Consider the following 18,294-nt stretch of genomic DNA (forward strand, 5'->3'; position numbering starts at 1 on the left):
GAAGAAGCCCTTGGCGAGGGTCTGGGTGTCCGGGTCGAGGATCCGGTCGAAGACGAACACCACGTCGTCCGCGGTGACCGGCGTGCCGTCGTGGAAGCGGGCGCCCGCGCGCAGGGTGAAGGTCCAGGCCGTGGCGTCCGGGTCGGCGGGCAGCGCGGTGGCCAGCGCGGGGTAGGGGGCCCGGGTGATCGGGTCGGTGTCGACCAGCCCCTCGTAGATGTGGTGGTTCGCCGCCATGGAGAACGCCGACGCCGTCTGCGTCGGATCCCAGTTCCCGTCGTTGCCGTACCCGATCACCGCCGTGAGCGTGCGGTCGGTGCCCGAACCGCCTCCCGTGTAGATGGTCGACTCCGGCCCGCACCCCGCGAGCGACGCCGACACCGCGGCGGCGCCCAGCGCCCCGGTACGGCTCAGGAACGCCCGGCGGGACGGCGCCGGGACGCCGTGGGGGACGTCGCGCACGATTCCTCCAGCGGTGGGGGAGAGGAAGGTGACCATCGGAAAGCGGGAATGTGACGATCAGAAGGTACGACGTTCTACGTCCTGGTGAGCGTGACCATAAGAAAGGGCGTGGGGGTGGTCAAGGGATCGCACACGAATGGCCTATATGCCACGGGTCGGGCCAATTCCGTAGGCCCGCCACCATCATGGGTCGGCCCATGACGATGGCCGGCCACGCCACGGGTCGGGGCAATGCCGGTGCCCGGCGGCGGGCATGAGTGCGGGTCAGGAACCCGGCCCGCGGCATCGGACATATGTACGCGTACGATGCCGCGCATGGGCGTCGACACCAGGAACCGCCGGATACAGCACGCGGTCGTCCGCCTCATCCTGGACCGGGGACTCGGCGCCGGCGCTCCGCTGCCGACCGAGACGGAGCTGATGGCGGACCTCGGCGTCAGCCGCAACTCCGTCCGCGAGGCACTCAAGGCCCTCCAGGCCCTCGACATCGTGGAGATACGGCACGGCTACGGCACGTACGTCGGCCGGGCGTCCCTCGCTCCGCTGGTGGACGGGCTCACCTTCCGCGCGCTCGCCCTCCGGGACGGTGAGGCGGGCGCCCTCGCGGAGATCCTCCAGGTGCGGGAGGTGCTGGAGGAGGGGCTGATCCTGCGGGTCGCGGAGGCGGTGACGGAGGAGCGGCTCGACGCGCTGGACTCCGTCCTGGAGCGGATGGAGGGTGCGGTCGGGGAGGAGTTCGGTGAACTCGACCGGGAGTTCGGCGAGTTGCTGTACGACTCGCTGGGGAGCGCGCTCGTGCCGGAGCTGCTGGGGGTGTTCCGGGAGGTGTCCCGGCGGGTGTCGGGGGAAATCGGGGAGCGGGGTGGGCTCGCGCCCGCGTCCGAGGTGCGGGTGGGGCGGTATCGGGGGGTTGTGGCGGCGTTGCGGAGGCGGGATGTGGAGGGGGCGCGCAGGGCTTTGACCGGGGGCGCCTAGTCGTCTGGGGGGCCTATGCGGGGTGGCGGGTGCGGGTTCGTCGTGGCTGGTCGCGCAGTTCCCCGCGCCCCCGAGGGGCGGTGGTGCGGTCCGGCGTTTTCGGGGCACCCGGCGCTTTTTCGCCCCAGGTCCTCTGAGTGGCGCGTTCGCCTCACCGGGTTCGGTATCCGGGGTCGCCGTCGCGCCTCCGCCGCGGGCGGTATGGGCTGGGACACCGTGATCACGCAAGGTCCCTCGAATTCCTCCACAACTGCTCGAAAACGCCGCCGATTTGCGGATTCGGGCCGGGTGGTCACAAACGGCCGCGGAATTTTGGCCGAGGATTTCCCGGGCGCACGGTACCGTCGTGTTCGCACACCACCCGAGGTACCGAATCAGCCTCTGGCCATGACCAACACCCCCCAATGGCCAGGCACTTGTATCCCGGCGGAACAAAATCAGTCGGCGAGTCTACGGCCCGTCGCGCCGCCGTGAAGCCAAAAGCGTGAGATACGGAAAAGCCGGGGAGTCACAGGGCGGCACAAGGCGCGGCGCGATGCGTCGAAGAGGCGGAGGAAACGTTGAAAAAAATGCGGGCCGCAGGCGAAAGGGCCGGGATTTCTCCGGTGTCCGGGCACGGCGGGGCGGTTCTGCTGTGAGTACGCCGAAGCCCCCCATCGGCGCGTACGTCGTCGACACCCGCACCGGCCGGCTCGGCGTCGTCATGGGCCACGAGGGGCCGTACGTACAGCTGCGCCCCGTCGGCGGCGGCCGGGAGTGGGACACCCCGCCCGGCGCGGTCCGGGCGGCCAGCGGGGCCGAGCGGCTCCGCGCGGCCACGGCCTACGAGAACGCGCGCAGCCGCGGCGAGGTCCCTTGAAGGGGCTCCGCCGACCACGGGCACCGGCCGCGTGGGCGAGAATGGGGTCATGACGCTGCCCCACCACCACGGCATCCCGCCGCGCCCCCCGCAGCCGGGTGAGCCGGACCGCAGGACGCCGTGCCCTGGCGGGGGCCGGTCCCCGGCCCCCCGGCCGGGGGCGCGCGGAGGTGGGCGGCGATGAGTCTGTTCCGGGACGACGGCGTCGTCCTGCGCACCCAGAAACTCGGCGAGGCGGACCGGATCATCACGCTGCTCACCCGCGGTCACGGCCGGGTACGGGCCGTGGCCCGCGGGGTGCGCCGCACCAAGTCCAAGTTCGGCGCCCGGCTGGAACCGTTCTCCCACGTCGATGTGCAGTTCTTCGCCCGTGGCGGCGAGCTGATCGGCCGCGGGCTGCCCCTGTGCACCCAGAGCGAGACCATCGCGCCGTACGGCGGCGGCATCGTCACCGACTACGCCCGCTACACCGCGGGCACCGCGATGCTGGAGACCGCCGAGCGGTTCACGGACCACGAGGGCGAGCCGGCCGTCCAGCAGTATCTGCTGCTGGTCGGCGCGCTGCGCACCCTCGCCCGCGGTGAGCACACCCCGCACCTGGTCCTGGACGCCTTCCTGCTGCGCTCCCTCGCCGTCAACGGCTACGCCCCGAGCTTCGGCGACTGCGCGAAATGCGGCCTGCCCGGCCCGAACCGGTTCTTCTCGGTCTCCTCCGGCGGCTCGGTCTGCGTCGACTGCCGGGTGCCCGGCAGCGTCGTACCCTCACCCCGGACCCTGGACCTGCTCGGGGCGCTGCTCACGGGAGACTGGGACACGGCGGACTCCTGCGAGCCCCGGTATGTGCGCGAGGGCAGCGGGCTGGTCTCCGCCTATCTGCACTGGCATCTGGAGCGGGGGCTCAGATCCCTGCGGTACGTCGAGAAATTCGCGGCGCAGGAGAAGGCCGCCACGCGGGCCGAGTGAGCCACACGCGACACCGGCAAGAAGAGCCAAGAAGAGACACGGGCAAGAGGAGACGAGAAGCACATGGTGGTACGCGGGATCCTGGGGCGCCAGCGCCGCGAGTACAGCACACCGCAACCGCACCCCTCCGGTGCCCGCCCGCCGAAGCTGCCCGGTGAGCTGATCCCGCGCCATGTGGCGATCGTCATGGACGGCAACGGCCGCTGGGCCAAGGAACGCGGCCTGCCGCGCACCGAGGGTCACAAGGTGGGCGCCGAGTGTGTCCTGGACGTCCTCCAGGGCGCCGTCGAGATGGGCGTGGGCAGCATCTCCCTGTACGCGTTCTCCACCGAGAACTGGAAGCGCTCGCCCGACGAGGTGCGCTTCCTGATGAACTTCAACCGCGACTTCATCCGCAAGTCCCGCGACCAGCTCGACTCCCTCGGCGTCCGGGTCCGCTGGGTGGGCCGGATGCCCAAGCTGTGGAAGTCGGTCGCCAAGGAACTCCAGGTCGCCCAGGAACAGACCAAGGACAACGACCGGCTCACCCTGTACTTCTGCATGAACTACGGCGGCCGGGCCGAGATCGCCGACGCCGCCAAAGCCCTCGCCGAGGACGTCCGCGCCGGCCGCCTCGACCCCGCGAAGGTCACCGAGAAGACCTTCGCGCGGTACCTGTACTACCCCGACATGCCCGACGTCGACCTGTTCCTGCGCCCCAGCGGCGAACAGCGCACGTCCAACTATCTCCTCTGGCAGAGCGCCTACGCCGAGATGGTCTTCCAGGACGTCCTCTGGCCCGACTTCGACCGCCGCGACCTCTGGCGAGCCTGCCTGGAATACGCCTCCCGAGACCGCCGCTTCGGCGGAGCGATCCCCAACGACGAACTACTGGCCATGGAGGGCAAGCAGCAGTAGCGGAGAGGGGCGGGGCGGGGGGCGCAGCCCCCGCCCCTCAGGGGCGCGGGGCTGTATCAATGTGCGGCTCCGCCGCGTGGGCGCGACCAGCCACGACGGTGGGAAAGCCCGAACCCTTCAGCACCCCCAACGGCGCTTACGCTCTGCCCCCAGCCGCGGCAGCACACTCCGCACAGGTGCCAAAGATCTCCACCGTATGCGCCACATTCACAAACCCATGCTCCGCGGCGATCGCCTCCGCCCAGGACTCCACCGCGGGCCCCGCCACCTCCACGGCCTTCCCGCAGGCCCGGCACACCAGATGGTGATGGTGCTCCCCGGTGGAGCAGCGGCGATACACCGACTCCCCCTCGGACGTGCGCAGCACATCCACCTCGCCGGCGTCGGCCAGCGACTGAAGCGTCCGGTACACCGTGGTCAGCCCGACCGCGTCACCCTTGTGCTTGAGCATGTCGTGCAGCTCCTGGGCGCTGCGGAACTCATCGACCTCGTCCAGTGCCGCGGCCACGGCGGCACGCTGCCGGGTGGCGCGGCCCTTCACGGGCGGTCCAGCGGTGGTCACTGGTTGCCTCCTTGCGTCTGCGGTGTGCCGGGCGCCATTGTGCCAGCCCAGCCGGTCCGCGGTCAGACGCCGATCTCCTTCTCCGCTCCCCGGGCGGCCGGGACCACGCATTCCACGGGGTCCCCGGCGGGCTCGGCGGCGAGCCGGGCCCGGCGCCGGGCCAGCGGCGCCGCCAGCGCGGTCAGCACCCCGAACGCGCCGATGGTCAGCAGCACGATCGTCGCACCGGGCGGCACGTCCTGGTAGTACGAGGTGACGGTGCCGCCGAGCGTCACGGCCACCCCGAGCGCGACGGAGATCGCGAACGTCGCCGCGAAGCTCCGGCTCAGCTGCTGCGCCGCCGCCACCGGCACCACCATCAGCGCCGACACCAGCAGCAGCCCGACCACCCGCATCGCCACGGTGACGGTGACCGCCGCGGTGATCGCCGTCAGCAGATTCAGCGCGCGCACCGGCAGCCCCGTCACCCGCGCGAACTCCTCGTCCTGGCTCACCGCGAACAACTGCCGCCGCAGCCCGAGGGTGACCAGCATCACGAACGCCGCCAGCAGACAGATCGCGGTGACATCCGACTCCGAGACCGTCGACAGCGACCCGAAGAGGTACGAGGTGAGATTGGCGTTGGAGCCGCCCGGCGCGAGGTTGATGAACATCACGCCGCCGGCCATACCGCCGTAGAAGAGCATGGCGAGGGCGATGTCGCCGCGGGTGCGGCCGTACCAGCGGATCAGTTCCATGAGGACCGCGCCGAGCACCGAGATCAGGGTCGCCATCCACACCGGGGACCAGGACAGCAGGAAGCCGAGGCCGACGCCGGTCATGGCGACATGGCCGATGCCGTCGCCCATCAGGGCCTGGCGGCGCTGCACCAGGTAGATGCCGACCGCCGGGGCGGTGATGCCCACCAGGACGGCGGCCAGCAGGGCCCGCTGCATGAAGGCGTAGTTCAGGATCTCCATCAGCTGAGCAGCCCCGTACGGATCGGCGACGCGCCCCCGGGGGCGTGCGGGTGGACATGGTCATGGCCCGGCAGGGCATGCTGGCCCAGGGCCTTGGGCGGTGGGCCGTCGTGCAGGACACAGCCGTCGCGCAGCACCACCGCGCGGTCGATCAGCGGCTCCAGCGGGCCCAGCTCGTGCAGCACCAGCAGGACGGTCGTACCGGCCGCGACCTGCTCGCGCAGGGTGCCCGCGAGGACCTCCTGGCTGGCCAGGTCCACGCCCGCCATCGGCTCGTCCATGATCAGCAGTTCGGGGGCGGCGGCCAGCGCGCGGGCGATCAGCACCCGCTGGTGCTGCCCGCCGGAGAGCGCGTCGACCGGGTCGCCCGCCCGGTCCGCCATGCCGACCAGCTCCAGGGCGCGGCGGACGGCCGCGCGGTCGGCCTTGCGGAAGACGCCGAAGCGGGTACGGGACAGCCGGCCCGCGGAGACCACCTCGGTCACCGTGGCGGGCACCCCGCCCGAGGCCGTGGTGCGCTGCGGGACGTAGCCGATCCGCGCCCAGTCGCGGAACCGGCTCCGCTCGGTGCCGAACAGCTCGATCCGCCCGGCGCTCACCGGCACCTGCCCGATGACACTGCGCACGGCCGTCGACTTGCCGGAGCCGTTCGCGCCGAGCAGCGCGACGACCTCGGCGCGGCGGACGGTGAGGTCGATGCCGCGCAGCACCGGGCGCGAGCCCAGTTCCGCGCTCACCCCGCGCACGGAGATCACGGCCTCGGTCCCGGCACTCGCACCCATGGCGTCCTCCGTGTCTGTCATACGGGTCTGTCCTGCGCGTCCTGCGTGTCCTGCGTGTCCGTCATGCGCTTCCCAGGGCCTTCTGGAGCGCCGCCAGGTTCGCGTCCATGACCTGGATGTAGTCGTCGCCCCTGGACTTGTCGGTGATGCCCTCAAGGGGGTCCAGGACGTCCGTCCTCAGGCCCGCGTCGGCGGCGAGGGTCTTCGCGGTCTTGTCGGAGACCAGTGTCTCGTAGAACACGGTGGTCACGCCGTCCGCCTTGGCCTCCTCCTGAAGCTCCTTGATCCGGGCCGGGCTCGGCTCGCTCTCCGGGTCCAGGCCGTTGATGGCCTCCTGGGTGAGGCCGTAGCGCTCGGCGAGATAGCCGAAGGCGGCGTGGTTGGTGAAGAAGACCTTGGTGTCGGTGTTCCGGAGCCCCTCGGTGAAGCGGGTATGGAGATCACCGAGCTTGTCGACCAGGGCGGCGGTGTTCTTCCGGTAGTCGGCCGCGTGGTCCGGGTCGGCCTTCTCGAAGGCGGCGCCGACGCCGTCCGCGATCTGGGCGTACTTCACCGGGTCCAGCCAGACATGCGGGTCGAGGGCGGGATCCGCGGCCCCGGAGTCATCGGCGGGGGGCTCCTCGGCGTGGGCGTCCTCGCCCTCGTGGCTGTGCTCGATGTCGCCGTGGTCCTCCAGGCCGGTCAGCGAGGCGGCGTCGATCTTCGTCCTCACCTCGGACTGGGCGACGGCCTCGTCCACGGCGGGCTGGAGGCTCTTGAGGTAGAGCACCGCGTCGGCCTCGCCCAGCTGCGCGGTCTGCCGGGCGCTCAGCTCCAGGTCATGGGGTTCCTGACCGGGCTCGGTCAGCGTGCTGACGTTCGCATGGGCCCCGCCGATCTGCTCGGCGAGGTACTGCATCGGGTAGAACGACGTGACGACATCGAACTTGTCGGTGTTGCCCGCCGCGGCGCTGCCGTCGGTGGAGCAGGCGGTGAGGGCGGCGAGACCCAGGGCGGTCACGGCCGCCGTGGGTATGAGGTGTCGACGTACGTTCATGACAGTCATTTTCAACAAATCTGGAAACCGTTGTCAACAAGTCGGTTTCCGCCCCCTTCCCGACCCGCTCCGGGCCCGCTCGCCGATCTTCCTCCCCGGGACCGATTTGATTGAGGGGGAGGCACCGCCGGTAACCTGAGGCATTCGCTCTGAAGCATCTCGCTTCGTCGCCCGTCGTCGTAATGAAGAGAGCACCGTGGCCGCCGACAAGATCGACACCATCGTCAGCCTGAGCAAGCGCCGTGGCTTCGTATTCCCTTGCAGTGAGATCTACGGCGGACAGCGCGCCGCCTGGGACTACGGGCCGCTGGGTGTCGAGCTCAAGGAGAACCTCAAGCGCCAGTGGTGGCGCTACATGGTGACGTCGCGCGAGGACGTCGTCGGTATCGACTCGTCCGTCATCCTGGCCCCCGAGGTGTGGGTCGCCTCCGGCCATGTCGCCACGTTCACCGACCCGCTCACCGAGTGCACCTCCTGCCACAAGCGGTTCCGCGCGGACCACTTGGAGGAGGCGTACCAGGAGAAGAAGGGCCGTGCCCCGGAGAACGGGCTCGCCGACATCAACTGCCCCAACTGCGGTACCAAGGGCCAGTTCACCGAGCCGAAGTCGTTCTCCGGCCTGCTCTCCACCCACCTCGGCCCCACCCAGGACTCCGGCTCGGTCGCGTATCTGCGTCCGGAGACCGCCCAGGGTATTTTCACCAACTTCGCCCAGGTGCAGACGACTTCCCGGCGCAAGCCGCCGTTCGGCATCGCGCAGATGGGCAAGTCCTTCCGTAACGAGATCACGCCCGGCAACTTCATTTTCCGCACCCGCGAGTTCGAGCAGATGGAGATGGAGTTCTTCGTCAAGCCGGGTGAGGACGAGAAGTGGCAGGAGTACTGGATGGAGCAGCGCTGGAACTGGTACACCGGCCTGGGCCTGCGTGAGGAGAACATGCGCTGGTACGACCACCCGGCCGAGAAGCTCTCCCACTACTCCAAGCGCACGGCCGACATCGAGTACCGCTTCCGCTTCGGCGGCAGCGAGTGGGGCGAGCTGGAGGGCGTCGCCAACCGCACCGACTACGACCTCGGCGCCCACTCCAAGGCGTCCGGCCAGGACCTCTCCTACTTCGACCAGGAGGCGGGCGAGCGCTGGACCCCGTACGTCATCGAGCCCGCCGCCGGTGTCGGCCGGGCGATGCTCGCGTTCCTGCTCGACGCGTACATCGAGGACGAGGCGCCCAACGCCAAGGGCAAGATGGAGAAGCGCACGGTCCTGCGTCTGGACCCGCGGCTGGCCCCGGTGAAGGTCGCCGTGCTGCCGCTGTCCCGCAACCCCGAGCTGTCCCCGAAGGCCAAGGGGCTCGCCCAGGCGCTGCGGCAGAACTGGAACATCGAGTTCGACGACGCGGGCGCCATCGGCCGCCGCTACCGCCGCCAGGACGAGATCGGTACGCCGTACTGCGTCACCGTCGACTTCGACACGCTGGAGGACAACGCGGTCACGGTCCGCGAGCGGGACTCCATGAAGCAGGAGCGGGTGTCTCTCGACCAGATCGAGGGGTACCTGGCGAGCCGCCTGGTCGGCGCCTGACGGTCTCCGCGCACGCCCGTCCCCTTCATCCCGGCCTCGGCGCTCGGGGTGGAGGGGACGGGCGTTTGCCGTCCCGAGTCCTTTGTGCGGGCGCATTGGTCCCTGATACGGGTCCCGGATTGGCCCTGTGGCAGGGCCGCGCCCGGCGGCACGCTGAGGCGTATGAGTATCGCGTTTCTGCTGACCACCCTCGTCGTGGTGGCCACCCCCGGTACCGGCGTCGTGTACACCCTGGCCGCCGGGCTGTCCCGGGGCCGTCGGGCGAGTGTGGTCGCGGCGCTGGGCTGCACCCTCGGTATCGTGCCGCACATGCTGGCCACCATCACCGGTGTCGCGGCGCTGCTGCACGCCAGCGCGACGGCGTTCCAGGTGCTGAAGTACGCCGGTGTCGCCTATCTGCTGTACATGGCGTGGGCGACCCTGAAGGACCGGGACGCGATCAGTGTCGACGGGGCGGGGGAGCCGGAGTCGGCGGGCCGGACGATCGTGCGGGGCGTGCTGATCAACATCCTCAACCCGAAGCTCACGATCTTCTTCTTCGCGTTCCTGCCGCAGTTCGTCACCCCCGGTGAGCCGCACGCGCTGCTGCGGATGCTGGTGCTGAGCGGGGTCTTCATGCTGGCGACGTTCGTGGTCTTCGCGGTGTACGGGGTGCTCGCCGCGTCCGTGCGCAGCCATGTCATCTCCCGGCCGAGGGTGATGACATGGCTGCGGCGGAGTTTCGCGGGCTCGTTCGTGGCGCTGGGCGCGAAGCTGGCGTTCACCTCGCGGTAGCGGGCGGGGGGCTAACGCCCTTGCAGGGCCTTGACGTTGTCGCCGAAGGTCCAGTTGCGGGAGCCGTCCCAGTTGATGGACCAGGTCATCAGGCCCTTGAGGCTGGTGCCGTAGTTCCGCCAGGCCTGGGAGACCAGGGACGGCGTCATGTAGCCGCCGCCCGCGCCCGACTGCGCGGGCAGGCCCGGGACCTGCTTGTCGTACGGGACGCGGATCGTCGTGCCCTGGATGACCAGCCCCCGGTTGAGGCAGTCGGTCTGGGCGATGAAGCCCTGGACGGTTCCGGCGGAGTAGGAGTCGCCGGAGCAGCCGTAGAAACTGCCGTTGTAGTACTGCATGTTGAGCCACCACAGCCGGCCGTTGTCGGCGTACTTCTTGATGATCGGCAGGTACGCGCCCCAGATCGAGCCGTAGACCACGCTGCCGCCGGTGACGTACGCCGTCTCCGGGGCCATGGTGAGGCCGAAGTTGGCGGGCATCTGGGCGAGGATGCCGTCGATGATCCGGATCAGGTTGGCCTGGGACGCGGACAGGGTGTTGATGTTGCCGCTGCCGATCAGGCCGGTCTCGATGTCGATGTCGATGCCGTCGAAGTTGTACGTCTTGAGGATCGGGACGATGGTCGCGACGAACCGGTCGGCGACGGTGGCGGAGCTGAGGTCGATACCGGCGGTGGCGCCGCCGATCGACAGCAGGATCGTCTGCCCGGCGGCCTTCGCGGCGCACATCTCGGCGGGCGTGGCCACCTTCACCCCGGTGTCCATGCCGTCCTGCCACAGCGCGGTGCCGTCGGACAGGATCACGGGGAAGGCCGCGTTGATCACGTTGTAGCCGTGCTGGCCGATCCGTGCATCGGTGATCGGGGTCCAGCCGAAGGGCGGGTGGACCCCGTTGGCGGCGCCGTCCCAGTTCTCCCAGTAGCCCTGGAGCACCTTGCCGGTGGGCCGGGACTTGACCGCACAGGTCTCGACGGCGGCGGCGGGCTGGGCGAGGGCGATGGTGAGGGGGGCGAGACAGGCGGTCGCGAGGGCGGCGGCCAGCAGGCGCAGTCTGCGGCGGAACATTCCTGACCTCCCGGTGGGAGTGGGTGAGTGGTGCAGGTGAATGTCGTAGACATGACAGTCGCGCGGTCCAGACCATTCGTCAATAGGTCTGGACCAATCGCGCGCTCCAGGGAGGCCCGGCTAACAAATGACAGATGACAGATATTGAAATCTGTCACCTGTCATGTCATCGTGGAGGTATGACGACGACACAGACACGTGCGCTCGGCAGGACCGGTCCCCGGGTCTCGGCTTTGGGCCTCGGCTGCATGGGCATGTCCGCGCTGTACGGCGACGTGGACCGGGCCGAGTCGATCGCGACGATCCACGCCGCGCTGGAGGCGGGCGTGACCCTGCTCGACACCGGCGACTTCTACGGCATGGGGCACAACGAACTCCTGATCGGCGAGGCCCTGCGCACGGCGTCCGCGGCCGGTCGTGAACAGGCGCTGGTCAGCGTGAAGTTCGGCGCCCTGCGCGACCCGGACGGCGGCTGGAGCGGGTACGACGGCAGGCCGGCGGCCGTGAAGAACTTCGCGGCGTACTCCCTCCAGCGCCTGGGCACCGACCACATCGACATCTACCGGATCGCCCGCCTCGACACGGACGTGCCGATCGAGGAGACGGTCGGCGCGATCGCGGAGCTGGTGGAGCAGGGGTATGTGCGGCACATCGGCCTCAGCGAGGTCGGCGCCGGGACGATCCGGCGGGCCGCCGCCACGGCCCCGGTCTCGGACCTCCAGATCGAGTACTCGCTGATCTCGCGCGGCATCGAGGCCGAGATCCTGCCGACCGCCCGCGAGCTGGGCATCGGCGTCACCGCGTACGGCGTGCTGTCCCGGGGACTGATCTCCGGTCACTTCAGCGCCGACCGGCAGCTCGCCGCCAATGACTTCCGCGCGATGTCCCCGCGCTTCCAGGGCGAGAACCTCCGGCACAACCTCGGCCTGGTCGAGGCGCTGCGCGAGATCGCCGGGCGCAAGGGGGTGAGCGTCGCCCAGATCGCCATCGCCTGGGTGCTCTCCAGAGGCGAGGACATCGTGCCGCTGGTCGGTGCCCGCCGCCGGGACCGGCTGACCGAGGCGCTGGGCGCGCTCGCCGTGACGCTGGACGGGCCGGACCTCGCGGCGATCGAGCGGGCCGTCCCGGCGGGCGCGGCGGCGGGTGACCGCTACCCGACGGGACAGCTGGCCCACCTCGACAGCGAACGCTGACCGGACCGCCGGGTGCGGCCCCGGGTACGGTCGATGACATGCCACCCACCAGCGAGACCCTCACCACCGAGCGCATCCTTGAGGTGACCGAGGAGGTGCTCCGCCGCCACGGCCCGGCCAAGGCCACCGTGGTCGACGTGGCCCGCGCACTCGGCGTCAGCCATGGCAGCGTCTACCGCCACTTCCGGACCAAGGCGGCGCTGCGCGAGGCGGTGACCAAGCGGTGGCTGGACCGTACGTCGGAGCGGCTGTCCGCGATCGCCGGGGAACACAGCGACCCGGAGGAGCGGCTGCGCTCCTGGCTGTGGGCACTGTTCGACGCCAAGCGCCGCAAGGCGGGCGAGGATCCCGAGCTGTTCGCGACCTACATGGTGCTGGTCGACGAGGCGGTCCAGACGGTCGACGACCATGTCACGGACCTCACCGCGCAACTGACCCGGATAGTCGGCGACGGGGTGGCGACGGGCGTGTTCAGCACGCCCGACGAACACCTCACGGCCCGCGCGCTGTTCCAGGCCAGCGGCCGTTTCCACGACCCGTGCTACGCGGCGGAGTGGGCACGCCCGGGGGTGGAGACGGATCTGGAGGCGCTGCTGGAGCTGTTGCTGGGGGGGTTGCGCTCGCAGTGACGTGGGGTGGCGTGGGGTGTTGCCGGGTGGTGATGCCGGGTGGGGTGCCGCCGGGTGCCGTGGCCTGGGGGCGCCCGGCTCGGATTGACCTGAACCGCTCTTGAGGTTCTACGTTCGGAGTGGCAAGGCGGGCCGGGCGGTGAGCCGGACGCGGGGCATGGGCAGGGCACGGGCTCTCGGAGTGGAAGTGGTGATGGGGATGCGGGCGATCCGGGTGCGGGAGTTCGGTGGGCCGGAGGCGCTGGTGGCGGAGCAGGTCGCCGATCCGGTGGCCGGAGCCGGGCAGCTGGTGGTGGGGATGGCCGCCGCCGACATCATCTTCCTGGACACGCTGCTGCGCACCGGCTGGGGCGGGGAGTACTTCCCGCTGAAGCCGCCGTACGTCCCCGGGGGCGGCGGCGCCGGGTGGGTGCTGTCGGTGGGGGAGGGGGTCGATCCCGGCTGGATCGGGCGCCTGGTGCTCGCGCGGGGCACGGGCGGCTATGCCGAGCGGATGATCGCCGAGGTCGAGGACACGGTGGAGGTACCGGACGGTGTGACGCCCGTGCGGGCGGCGGCTCTGCTGCATGACGGGGTGACGGCACAGATGCTGGTCGGCGAGGGACGGATCGAGCGGGGGGAGTGGGTACTGATCGCGGCGGCGGCCGGGGGAGCGGGCTCGCTGCTGGTGCAGTTGGCGCGGGAGGCGGGCGCGCGGGTGATCGCGGCGGCCCGGGGTGAGCGGAAACTGGCGCTGGCACGGGAGTTGGGCGCGGAGATCGCCGTGGACTACTCGGTGCCGGGCTGGCAGGGGCGGGTGGTGGAGGCGACGGGCGGCGCCGGGGTGGACCTGGCGTACGACGGCGCGGGCGGTCCCCTGGGCAGAGAGGTGTTCGAGACGGTGGCGAAGGGGGGCCGCTTCGTCACGTACGGCACGTCGAGCGGCTTGGCGGACATCGACCCGCACCTGGCAAAGCGGCGCGGTGTGACGGTGACCAACTCCCTGGAGTCCGGCTCGCCCGGCACGGAGGAGGTACGGAACCTCCTCACGACGGCCCTCACCCGCACGGCGCGGGGCGGGCTGCGTCCGGTGATCGGGGCGACGTACCCCCTGGAGCGGGCGGCCGATGCCCATCTCGCCCTGGCGAGGCGCGAGACGGTCGGCAAGTCCCTGCTGCTGATCCGGCCGGACGCTCAGCCGCTGCCGGGCGTGGGGTCCACGGTCGCCTGATGGGCCTCGGCGAGATGCTCCTGCGCCTTCAGCCAGGGCAGGAACTGCGCGCTCTTGCGCCAGTCGCAGGTGTCACAGCTGATGGTGCGCTGCGCACCGGTGCGTTCGACGCGCACCACATGCTCCCGTCCATGCTGATCCCATCGGCTCACCTTGCTCGTACCGATCTGCGGCATGACGACTCCAGCCTTCGTTTCGACGATCAGTTCGATCCGATCCGGGGTGAACTCTTTCACGCAGCGAGGAGCGTGCGACGGGAGCGGCGGTAACGGGGCTCACTCCAGGGGAAGGGGGAGGGCGTTCGTCGGCCCTGCCGGTAATCGGGGTGCGCCCGGCCCCGGCCCTTGGCAGGATCGCCGTATGCCGATCATCGAGGTGTCCCCCGGAGTCTCCCTCGCCTATGAGGGCTTCGGTGATCCCGGTGATCCGCCGGTGCTGCTGGTGATGGGGTTCGGTGCGCAGATGATCGCCTGGCACGAGGACTTCTGCCGGGCGCTGGCGGAGCGTGGACGGTATGTGATCCGGTACGACAACCGGGACACCGGTCTGTCGACGAAGTTCGACGATCACCCGGTGGACGTGGGGCGGTTCATGGCCGCGGTGAGTTCCGGGGATCTGGCCACCGCCGTGGAGATGGCCCCGTACAGGCTGACGGACATGGCCGATGACGGGCTGGGGCTGCTCACCGCGCTCGGGGTGGAACGGGCTCATGTGGTGGGGACGTCGATGGGCGGGATGATCGCCCAGACCATGGCCATCAACCGGCCGGAGCGGGTGCTGACGCTGACGTCGATGATGTCCTCGACCGGCGAGAGCGGGTACGGCGGGTCGAGTCCCGAGGCCCAGGCGGTGGTGGCCGGCCCGAAGCCCGCGGACCGGGAGGGTTATGTCGCGGCGGCGGAGCGGGAGATGGTGTGGGCGTCCAGGCGTTACGGCGACCCCGCTGTCCTGCGGGAGCTGGCCGCCCGCAGCTACGACCGCGCCTACTACCCGGCCGGGGCCGGGCGTCAGCTCGGGGCGATGATCCTCTCCGGCTCCCGCGCGGACGCGCTGCGGCGGCTGCGGGTGCCGACGCTGGTGATCCACGGCCTGGACGACACGTTGATCGACCCCAGCGGTGGACGGCGCACCGCGGATCTGGTGCCCGGCGCGAAGCTGGTCCTGATCCCCGACATGGGGCACGACCGGCCTCGCGAGCTGTGGCCGGAGATCCTCGACGCGGTGCAGGCGCATACGGCGGGGTGAGGCGTGTGGGGGGTGGCGGGGCACCCGCGCTTCCCGGCAGCGCCGGCCGAGTACAGGCGTCCTGACACGGCCGACGCCAAAACCGATTCCGTGTCGTCCTCCTTGGTGACAGCCCCAGTCGAACGCCACATCGATCTCAAGCACGCGCGTCGCCGCAGCGACGAACGGTGCCCCCGACGTGTGGCGGGGAACGGCGACGGCCCCCGCTCACCGCCCCAGCCCACACCACCTCCCGCGTCTCCCCCGCTCACCGCCCCACCCCCACCACCTCCCGCGTCTCCCCCGACTCCAGCCGCTCCGCCGTCCGTTCCGCTGTCCCCCGGGCCCACCGGCCGCTGGTCAGCAGGCCGATGGCGAGGACGGCGACTCCGCAGGCCACCAGGACCCACCAGCCCGGCCGGGCCGCCGCCACGAACGCGTCGGCGTACGACGCGCCCGCGAGCCCGGTCGCCAGTACCGCGCCGACGACCGCGACGCCCAGCGTCTGGCCCAGCTGGCGGCTGGTGGAGGCGACGGCGGAGGCCACGCCGGCCTGGGCGTCCGGCATGCCCGACACCGCCGTATTGGTGATGGGCGCGTTCACGAAGCCGAAGCCGATGCCGAACAGCAGATAGCCCAGGAACAGCGTCACGTCGGACGTCTCGGCGTGGAGCGCGGCGAACATCAGCGAACCCGCCGTCATCGCCACCCCGGCGATCAGCAGCGGCACCCGTGGCCCCCGGCTGCCCACCAGCCGCCCGGAGATCGGGGCGCACAGCATCGTCGGTACGGCCATCGGCAGCATCCACAGACCGGCGTGCAGGGCATCCAGGCCCCGGACGTTCTGGAGGTACAGCGTCGACATGAACAGGAAGCCGCCCAGCGCGGCGAACGCACTGATCGCGATCACCGTCGCGCCACTGAACGGCGCCGAGCGGAAGAACCGCAGATCGATCAAGGGCTCGGCCCGGCGCGGCTCCAGCCGGAGCAGAGCGATCAGGGCGATCACCGCCACGCCGGCGAACGGCAGCACGTACCCGAGTCCCGCGTGCGGCGCCTCGATGATCGCGTACGTCAGCGAGCCGAACAGCAGGATGATCAGGATCTGCCCGACCGGGTCCGGGCGGCGGGGCTTCGCGGCCCGCGACTCCGGCACGAACCGCAAGGTCAGCAGCAGCGCGGCGATCCCCACCGGGATGTTGATCCAGAAGATCGCCCGCCAGTCCACCAACTCCACCAGCAGCCCGCCGACCAGCGGACCGATCGCCATCGCGATACCGACCACCGCGCCCCAGGCACCGATCGCGCGGGCCCGTTCCCGGGGATCGGTGAAGGTGTTGGTGATGATGGACATGGCGACCGGGTTGAGCATCGAGCCGCCGGTCGCCTGGACCATGCGGAAGGCCACCAGCGTCTCCAGATTCGGTGCCACCGAACACAGCGCCGAGCCCAGCGTGAAGATGATCAGCCCCAGCTTGAAGACCCGTTTTCGGCCGATCCGGTCGGCCATGGAGCCCGACAGCATCAGCAGCGAGGCGAGGACGAGCGTGTACGCGTCGATCGTCCATTGCAGATCCGAGGTGGTCGCGTGCAGTTCGCGCTGCATCGAGGGCAGCGCGACGTTCAGCACGGTGTTGTCCAGGCTCACGATCAGCAGGCTCATACAGCAGATCGCGAGCACCAGCATGCGTCGGCGGGAGCTGAGCTGAGACATGAATTCCACTGTACGCCGACATCGATAGTGCGGCTAACTAACGAAAAACCCGTCAGCGGGCACGGCCCCTTCCCCCACCCGGCACAATGGAGGAATGCCCACGCCCGCCACCCCCGCGCAGCCCCCGCTGTCGATCGGCCCCTACACCGTCCGGCCGCCCGTCGTCCTCGCCCCCATGGCCGGGATCACCAACGCCCCCTTCCGCACCCTGTGCAGGACCTTCGCCGAAGGCGGAGCCGTCGTCGGGGGACGAGCAGCGGGCGGAGGCCGGGAAAAGGATGGCGCCGGCGGCAAAGGCCTCTTCGTCAGCGAGATGATCACGACCCGGGCGCTGGTCGAGCGCAACGAGAAGACCATGCAGCTGATCCACTTCGACGCCACCGAGACCCCGCGCTCGATCCAGCTGTACGGCGTGGACCCCGCCACCGTCGGCAAGGCCGTCCGCATGATCGCCGAGGAGGGCCTGGCCGATCACATCGACCTGAACTTCGGCTGCCCGGTCCCCAAGGTTACCCGCAAGGGCGGCGGCTCGGCCCTGCCCTTCAAGCGCCCCCTGCTGCGCGCGATCCTGCGCGAGGCCGTCACCGGCGCCGGCGCGCTGCCGGTGACGATGAAGATGCGCAAGGGCATCGACGACGACCACCTCACCTACCTCGACGCCGGAAGGATCGCCGTCGAGGAGGGCGTCACCGCCATCGCCCTGCACGGCCGTACGGCCGCCCAGCACTACGGCGGCACCGCCGACTGGGACGCCATCGCCCGGCTGAAGGAACACGTCCCGGAGATCCCGGTGCTCGGCAACGGCGACATCTGGTCCGCCGAGGACGCGCTGCGGATGGTCGCCGCCACCGGCTGTGACGGGGTCGTGGTCGGGCGCGGATGCCTCGGGCGGCCGTGGCTCTTCGCCGACCTGGTCGCCGCCTTCGAGGGGCGGGCGCACGACGTCGCCCGTCCGGCGCTGCGCGAGGTCGCCGACGTCATGGTCCGGCACGCGACCCTGCTGGGGGAGTGGATCGGCGACGAGTCACGCGGCGTCATCGACTTCCGCAAGCATGTCGCCTGGTACCTCAAGGGCTTCGCCGTCGGCTCGGAGATGCGGGGGCGCCTCGCGATCACCTCGACCCTCACCGAACTCCGCTCCGGGCTCGACGAACTGGACCTCGACCAGCCCTGGCCGTCCGGCGCCGACGGGCCGCGCGGGCGTACCTCCGGCAACAACCGGGTCGTCCTGCCGGACGGCTGGCTCAAGGACCCGTACGACTGCGCGGGCGTCGGCGAGGACGCCGAACTGGACACCTCCGGCGGCTGATCACTCCCCACCGGGAAGGCGCCCCCCTGGAGAGGCGGCGCCTTCAAGGCTTTCACAGGGCGCGGGGCCGTATCGATGTGCGGCTCCGCCGCGCGGGCGCGAT

19 protein-coding genes are annotated in these 18,294 nt (G+C 70.7%); 11 read left to right on the forward strand and 8 right to left on the reverse strand.

Going from position 1 to position 18,294, the window contains the following annotated elements; translation table 11 throughout:
• On the reverse strand, positions 1–462 hold a 462-nt coding region (locus ACFXAZ_RS30200), incomplete at its 3' end, for an ABC transporter substrate-binding protein (RefSeq protein WP_384597600.1).
• Between the two features lie 306 nt (positions 463–768).
• Here ACFXAZ_RS30200 and ACFXAZ_RS30205 point away from each other — a divergent pair.
• From ACFXAZ_RS30205 to ACFXAZ_RS30220, 4 genes are all read left to right on the forward strand, one after another.
• Positions 769–1,437: a FadR/GntR family transcriptional regulator gene (locus ACFXAZ_RS30205; RefSeq protein ID WP_384597602.1), complete on the forward strand. Its 669-nt coding sequence runs from the start codon at positions 769–771 to the stop codon at positions 1,435–1,437.
• Between the two features lie 634 nt (positions 1,438–2,071).
• Positions 2,072–2,296, forward strand: a complete 225-nt coding sequence (locus tag ACFXAZ_RS30210; RefSeq protein ID WP_384597604.1) for a hypothetical protein — start codon at positions 2,072–2,074, stop codon at positions 2,294–2,296.
• Positions 2,297–2,476: 180 nt separating this feature from the next.
• Positions 2,477–3,259 (forward strand): DNA repair protein RecO, encoded by a 783-nt coding sequence (gene recO, locus ACFXAZ_RS30215; protein WP_384597606.1) that lies wholly within the window; start codon positions 2,477–2,479, stop codon positions 3,257–3,259.
• A gap of 63 nt (positions 3,260–3,322) precedes the next feature.
• Positions 3,323–4,156 carry an isoprenyl transferase gene (locus tag ACFXAZ_RS30220; protein ID WP_384597608.1) on the forward strand — a complete coding sequence of 278 codons (834 nt, stop codon included), beginning with the start codon at positions 3,323–3,325 and terminating at the stop codon, positions 4,154–4,156.
• A 136-nt stretch (positions 4,157–4,292) separates the two neighbouring features.
• On the opposite strand, the gene ACFXAZ_RS30225 is transcribed toward ACFXAZ_RS30220, so the two are convergent.
• The 4 genes from ACFXAZ_RS30225 to ACFXAZ_RS30240 form a co-directional block, all read right to left on the reverse strand.
• Entirely contained in the window at positions 4,293–4,718 is a 426-nt protein-coding gene (locus ACFXAZ_RS30225; RefSeq protein ID WP_384597610.1) for a Fur family transcriptional regulator, read from the reverse strand.
• A gap of 62 nt (positions 4,719–4,780) precedes the next feature.
• Positions 4,781–5,677 carry a metal ABC transporter permease gene (locus ACFXAZ_RS30230; protein WP_384597612.1) on the reverse strand — a complete coding sequence of 299 codons (897 nt, stop codon included), beginning with the start codon at positions 5,675–5,677 and terminating at the stop codon, positions 4,781–4,783.
• Positions 5,677–6,480, reverse strand: a complete 804-nt coding sequence (locus tag ACFXAZ_RS30235; RefSeq protein ID WP_384597614.1) for a metal ABC transporter ATP-binding protein — start codon at positions 6,478–6,480, stop codon at positions 5,677–5,679. Before ACFXAZ_RS30235 ends, ACFXAZ_RS30230 begins: the two co-directional genes overlap by 1 nt.
• A gap of 40 nt (positions 6,481–6,520) precedes the next feature.
• Positions 6,521–7,495 (reverse strand): zinc ABC transporter substrate-binding protein, encoded by a 975-nt coding sequence (locus tag ACFXAZ_RS30240; RefSeq protein WP_384597616.1) that lies wholly within the window; start codon positions 7,493–7,495, stop codon positions 6,521–6,523.
• A gap of 196 nt (positions 7,496–7,691) precedes the next feature.
• Here ACFXAZ_RS30240 and ACFXAZ_RS30245 point away from each other — a divergent pair, with 196 nt between their 5' ends.
• Complete coding sequence (locus ACFXAZ_RS30245) at positions 7,692–9,074, forward strand: glycine--tRNA ligase (protein ID WP_384597618.1); 1,383 nt, start codon at positions 7,692–7,694, stop codon at positions 9,072–9,074.
• A 162-nt stretch (positions 9,075–9,236) separates the two neighbouring features.
• Positions 9,237–9,848, forward strand: coding sequence for a LysE family translocator (locus ACFXAZ_RS30250; protein WP_384597619.1), 612 nt, complete (start codon positions 9,237–9,239; stop codon positions 9,846–9,848).
• 11 nt (positions 9,849–9,859) lie between these two features.
• Here the strand turns inward: ACFXAZ_RS30250 and ACFXAZ_RS30255 are convergent, their stop codons facing one another.
• Complete coding sequence (locus ACFXAZ_RS30255) at positions 9,860–10,912, reverse strand: chitinase (protein WP_384597621.1); 1,053 nt, start codon at positions 10,910–10,912, stop codon at positions 9,860–9,862.
• Positions 10,913–11,091: 179 nt separating this feature from the next.
• On the opposite strand from ACFXAZ_RS30255, the gene ACFXAZ_RS30260 reads away from it, so the two are divergent.
• The 3 genes from ACFXAZ_RS30260 (at position 11,092) to ACFXAZ_RS30270 (ending at position 13,944) form a co-directional block, all read left to right on the forward strand.
• The gene (locus ACFXAZ_RS30260) at positions 11,092–12,105 is read left to right on the forward strand and encodes an aldo/keto reductase (protein WP_384597623.1); all 1,014 of its coding nucleotides are present in this window, start codon (positions 11,092–11,094) and stop codon (positions 12,103–12,105) included.
• Positions 12,106–12,143: 38 nt separating this feature from the next.
• Positions 12,144–12,734, forward strand: coding sequence for a TetR family transcriptional regulator (locus tag ACFXAZ_RS30265; RefSeq protein ID WP_384597625.1), 591 nt, complete (start codon positions 12,144–12,146; stop codon positions 12,732–12,734).
• Positions 12,735–12,873: 139 nt separating this feature from the next.
• Entirely contained in the window at positions 12,874–13,944 is a 1,071-nt protein-coding gene (locus ACFXAZ_RS30270) for a zinc-binding dehydrogenase (RefSeq protein WP_384597627.1), read from the forward strand.
• On the opposite strand, the gene ACFXAZ_RS30275 is transcribed toward ACFXAZ_RS30270, so the two are convergent.
• The gene (locus ACFXAZ_RS30275) at positions 13,908–14,120 is read right to left on the reverse strand and encodes a hypothetical protein (RefSeq protein ID WP_384597663.1); all 213 of its coding nucleotides are present in this window, start codon (positions 14,118–14,120) and stop codon (positions 13,908–13,910) included. The genes ACFXAZ_RS30270 and ACFXAZ_RS30275 overlap by 37 nt on opposite strands.
• Before the next feature lie 184 nt (positions 14,121–14,304).
• Between ACFXAZ_RS30275 and ACFXAZ_RS30280 the strand changes: the two genes are divergently transcribed.
• Positions 14,305–15,189: an alpha/beta fold hydrolase gene (locus ACFXAZ_RS30280; protein ID WP_384597629.1), complete on the forward strand. Its 885-nt coding sequence runs from the start codon at positions 14,305–14,307 to the stop codon at positions 15,187–15,189.
• 247 nt (positions 15,190–15,436) lie between these two features.
• Here ACFXAZ_RS30280 and ACFXAZ_RS30285 read toward each other — a convergent pair whose 3' ends face one another.
• A complete protein-coding gene (locus ACFXAZ_RS30285; RefSeq protein ID WP_384597631.1) occupies positions 15,437–16,882 on the reverse strand; it encodes an MFS transporter in 1,446 nt (481 codons plus the stop codon).
• 94 nt (positions 16,883–16,976) lie between these two features.
• On the opposite strand from ACFXAZ_RS30285, the gene dusB reads away from it, so the two are divergent.
• Positions 16,977–18,191 (forward strand): tRNA dihydrouridine synthase DusB, encoded by a 1,215-nt coding sequence (dusB, locus tag ACFXAZ_RS30290; protein ID WP_384597633.1) that lies wholly within the window; start codon positions 16,977–16,979, stop codon positions 18,189–18,191.
• The last annotated feature ends 103 nt before the right edge of the window (positions 18,192–18,294 follow it).

The sequence above is a fragment of the Streptomyces sp. NPDC059477 genome (assembly GCF_042749375.1).
Lineage (GTDB): Bacteria > Actinomycetota > Actinomycetes > Streptomycetales > Streptomycetaceae > Streptomyces.

Bases quoted from the DNA above. Each gene is read 5' to 3' on its own strand.
- ACFXAZ_RS30205 (WP_384597602.1), top strand. From the start codon at position 769: ATGCCGCGCATGGGCGTCGACACCAGGAACCGCCGGATACAGCACGCG.
- recO (WP_384597606.1), top strand. From the start codon at position 2,477: ATGAGTCTGTTCCGGGACGACGGCGTCGTCCTGCGCACCCAGAAACTC.
- ACFXAZ_RS30220 (WP_384597608.1), top strand. From the start codon at position 3,323: ATGGTGGTACGCGGGATCCTGGGGCGCCAGCGCCGCGAGTACAGCACA.
- ACFXAZ_RS30230 (WP_384597612.1), bottom strand. From the start codon at position 5,677: ATGGAGATCCTGAACTACGCCTTCATGCAGCGGGCCCTGCTGGCCGCC.
- ACFXAZ_RS30235 (WP_384597614.1), bottom strand. From the start codon at position 6,480: ATGACAGACACGGAGGACGCCATGGGTGCGAGTGCCGGGACCGAGGCC.
- ACFXAZ_RS30240 (WP_384597616.1), bottom strand. From the start codon at position 7,495: ATGAACGTACGTCGACACCTCATACCCACGGCGGCCGTGACCGCCCTG.
- ACFXAZ_RS30250 (WP_384597619.1), top strand. From the start codon at position 9,237: ATGAGTATCGCGTTTCTGCTGACCACCCTCGTCGTGGTGGCCACCCCC.
- ACFXAZ_RS30255 (WP_384597621.1), bottom strand. From the start codon at position 10,912: ATGTTCCGCCGCAGACTGCGCCTGCTGGCCGCCGCCCTCGCGACCGCC.
- ACFXAZ_RS30260 (WP_384597623.1), top strand. From the start codon at position 11,092: ATGACGACGACACAGACACGTGCGCTCGGCAGGACCGGTCCCCGGGTC.
- ACFXAZ_RS30265 (WP_384597625.1), top strand. From the start codon at position 12,144: ATGCCACCCACCAGCGAGACCCTCACCACCGAGCGCATCCTTGAGGTG.
- ACFXAZ_RS30275 (WP_384597663.1), bottom strand. From the start codon at position 14,120: ATGCCGCAGATCGGTACGAGCAAGGTGAGCCGATGGGATCAGCATGGA.
- ACFXAZ_RS30280 (WP_384597629.1), top strand. From the start codon at position 14,305: ATGCCGATCATCGAGGTGTCCCCCGGAGTCTCCCTCGCCTATGAGGGC.
- ACFXAZ_RS30285 (WP_384597631.1), bottom strand. From the start codon at position 16,882: ATGTCTCAGCTCAGCTCCCGCCGACGCATGCTGGTGCTCGCGATCTGC.
- dusB (WP_384597633.1), top strand. From the start codon at position 16,977: ATGCCCACGCCCGCCACCCCCGCGCAGCCCCCGCTGTCGATCGGCCCC.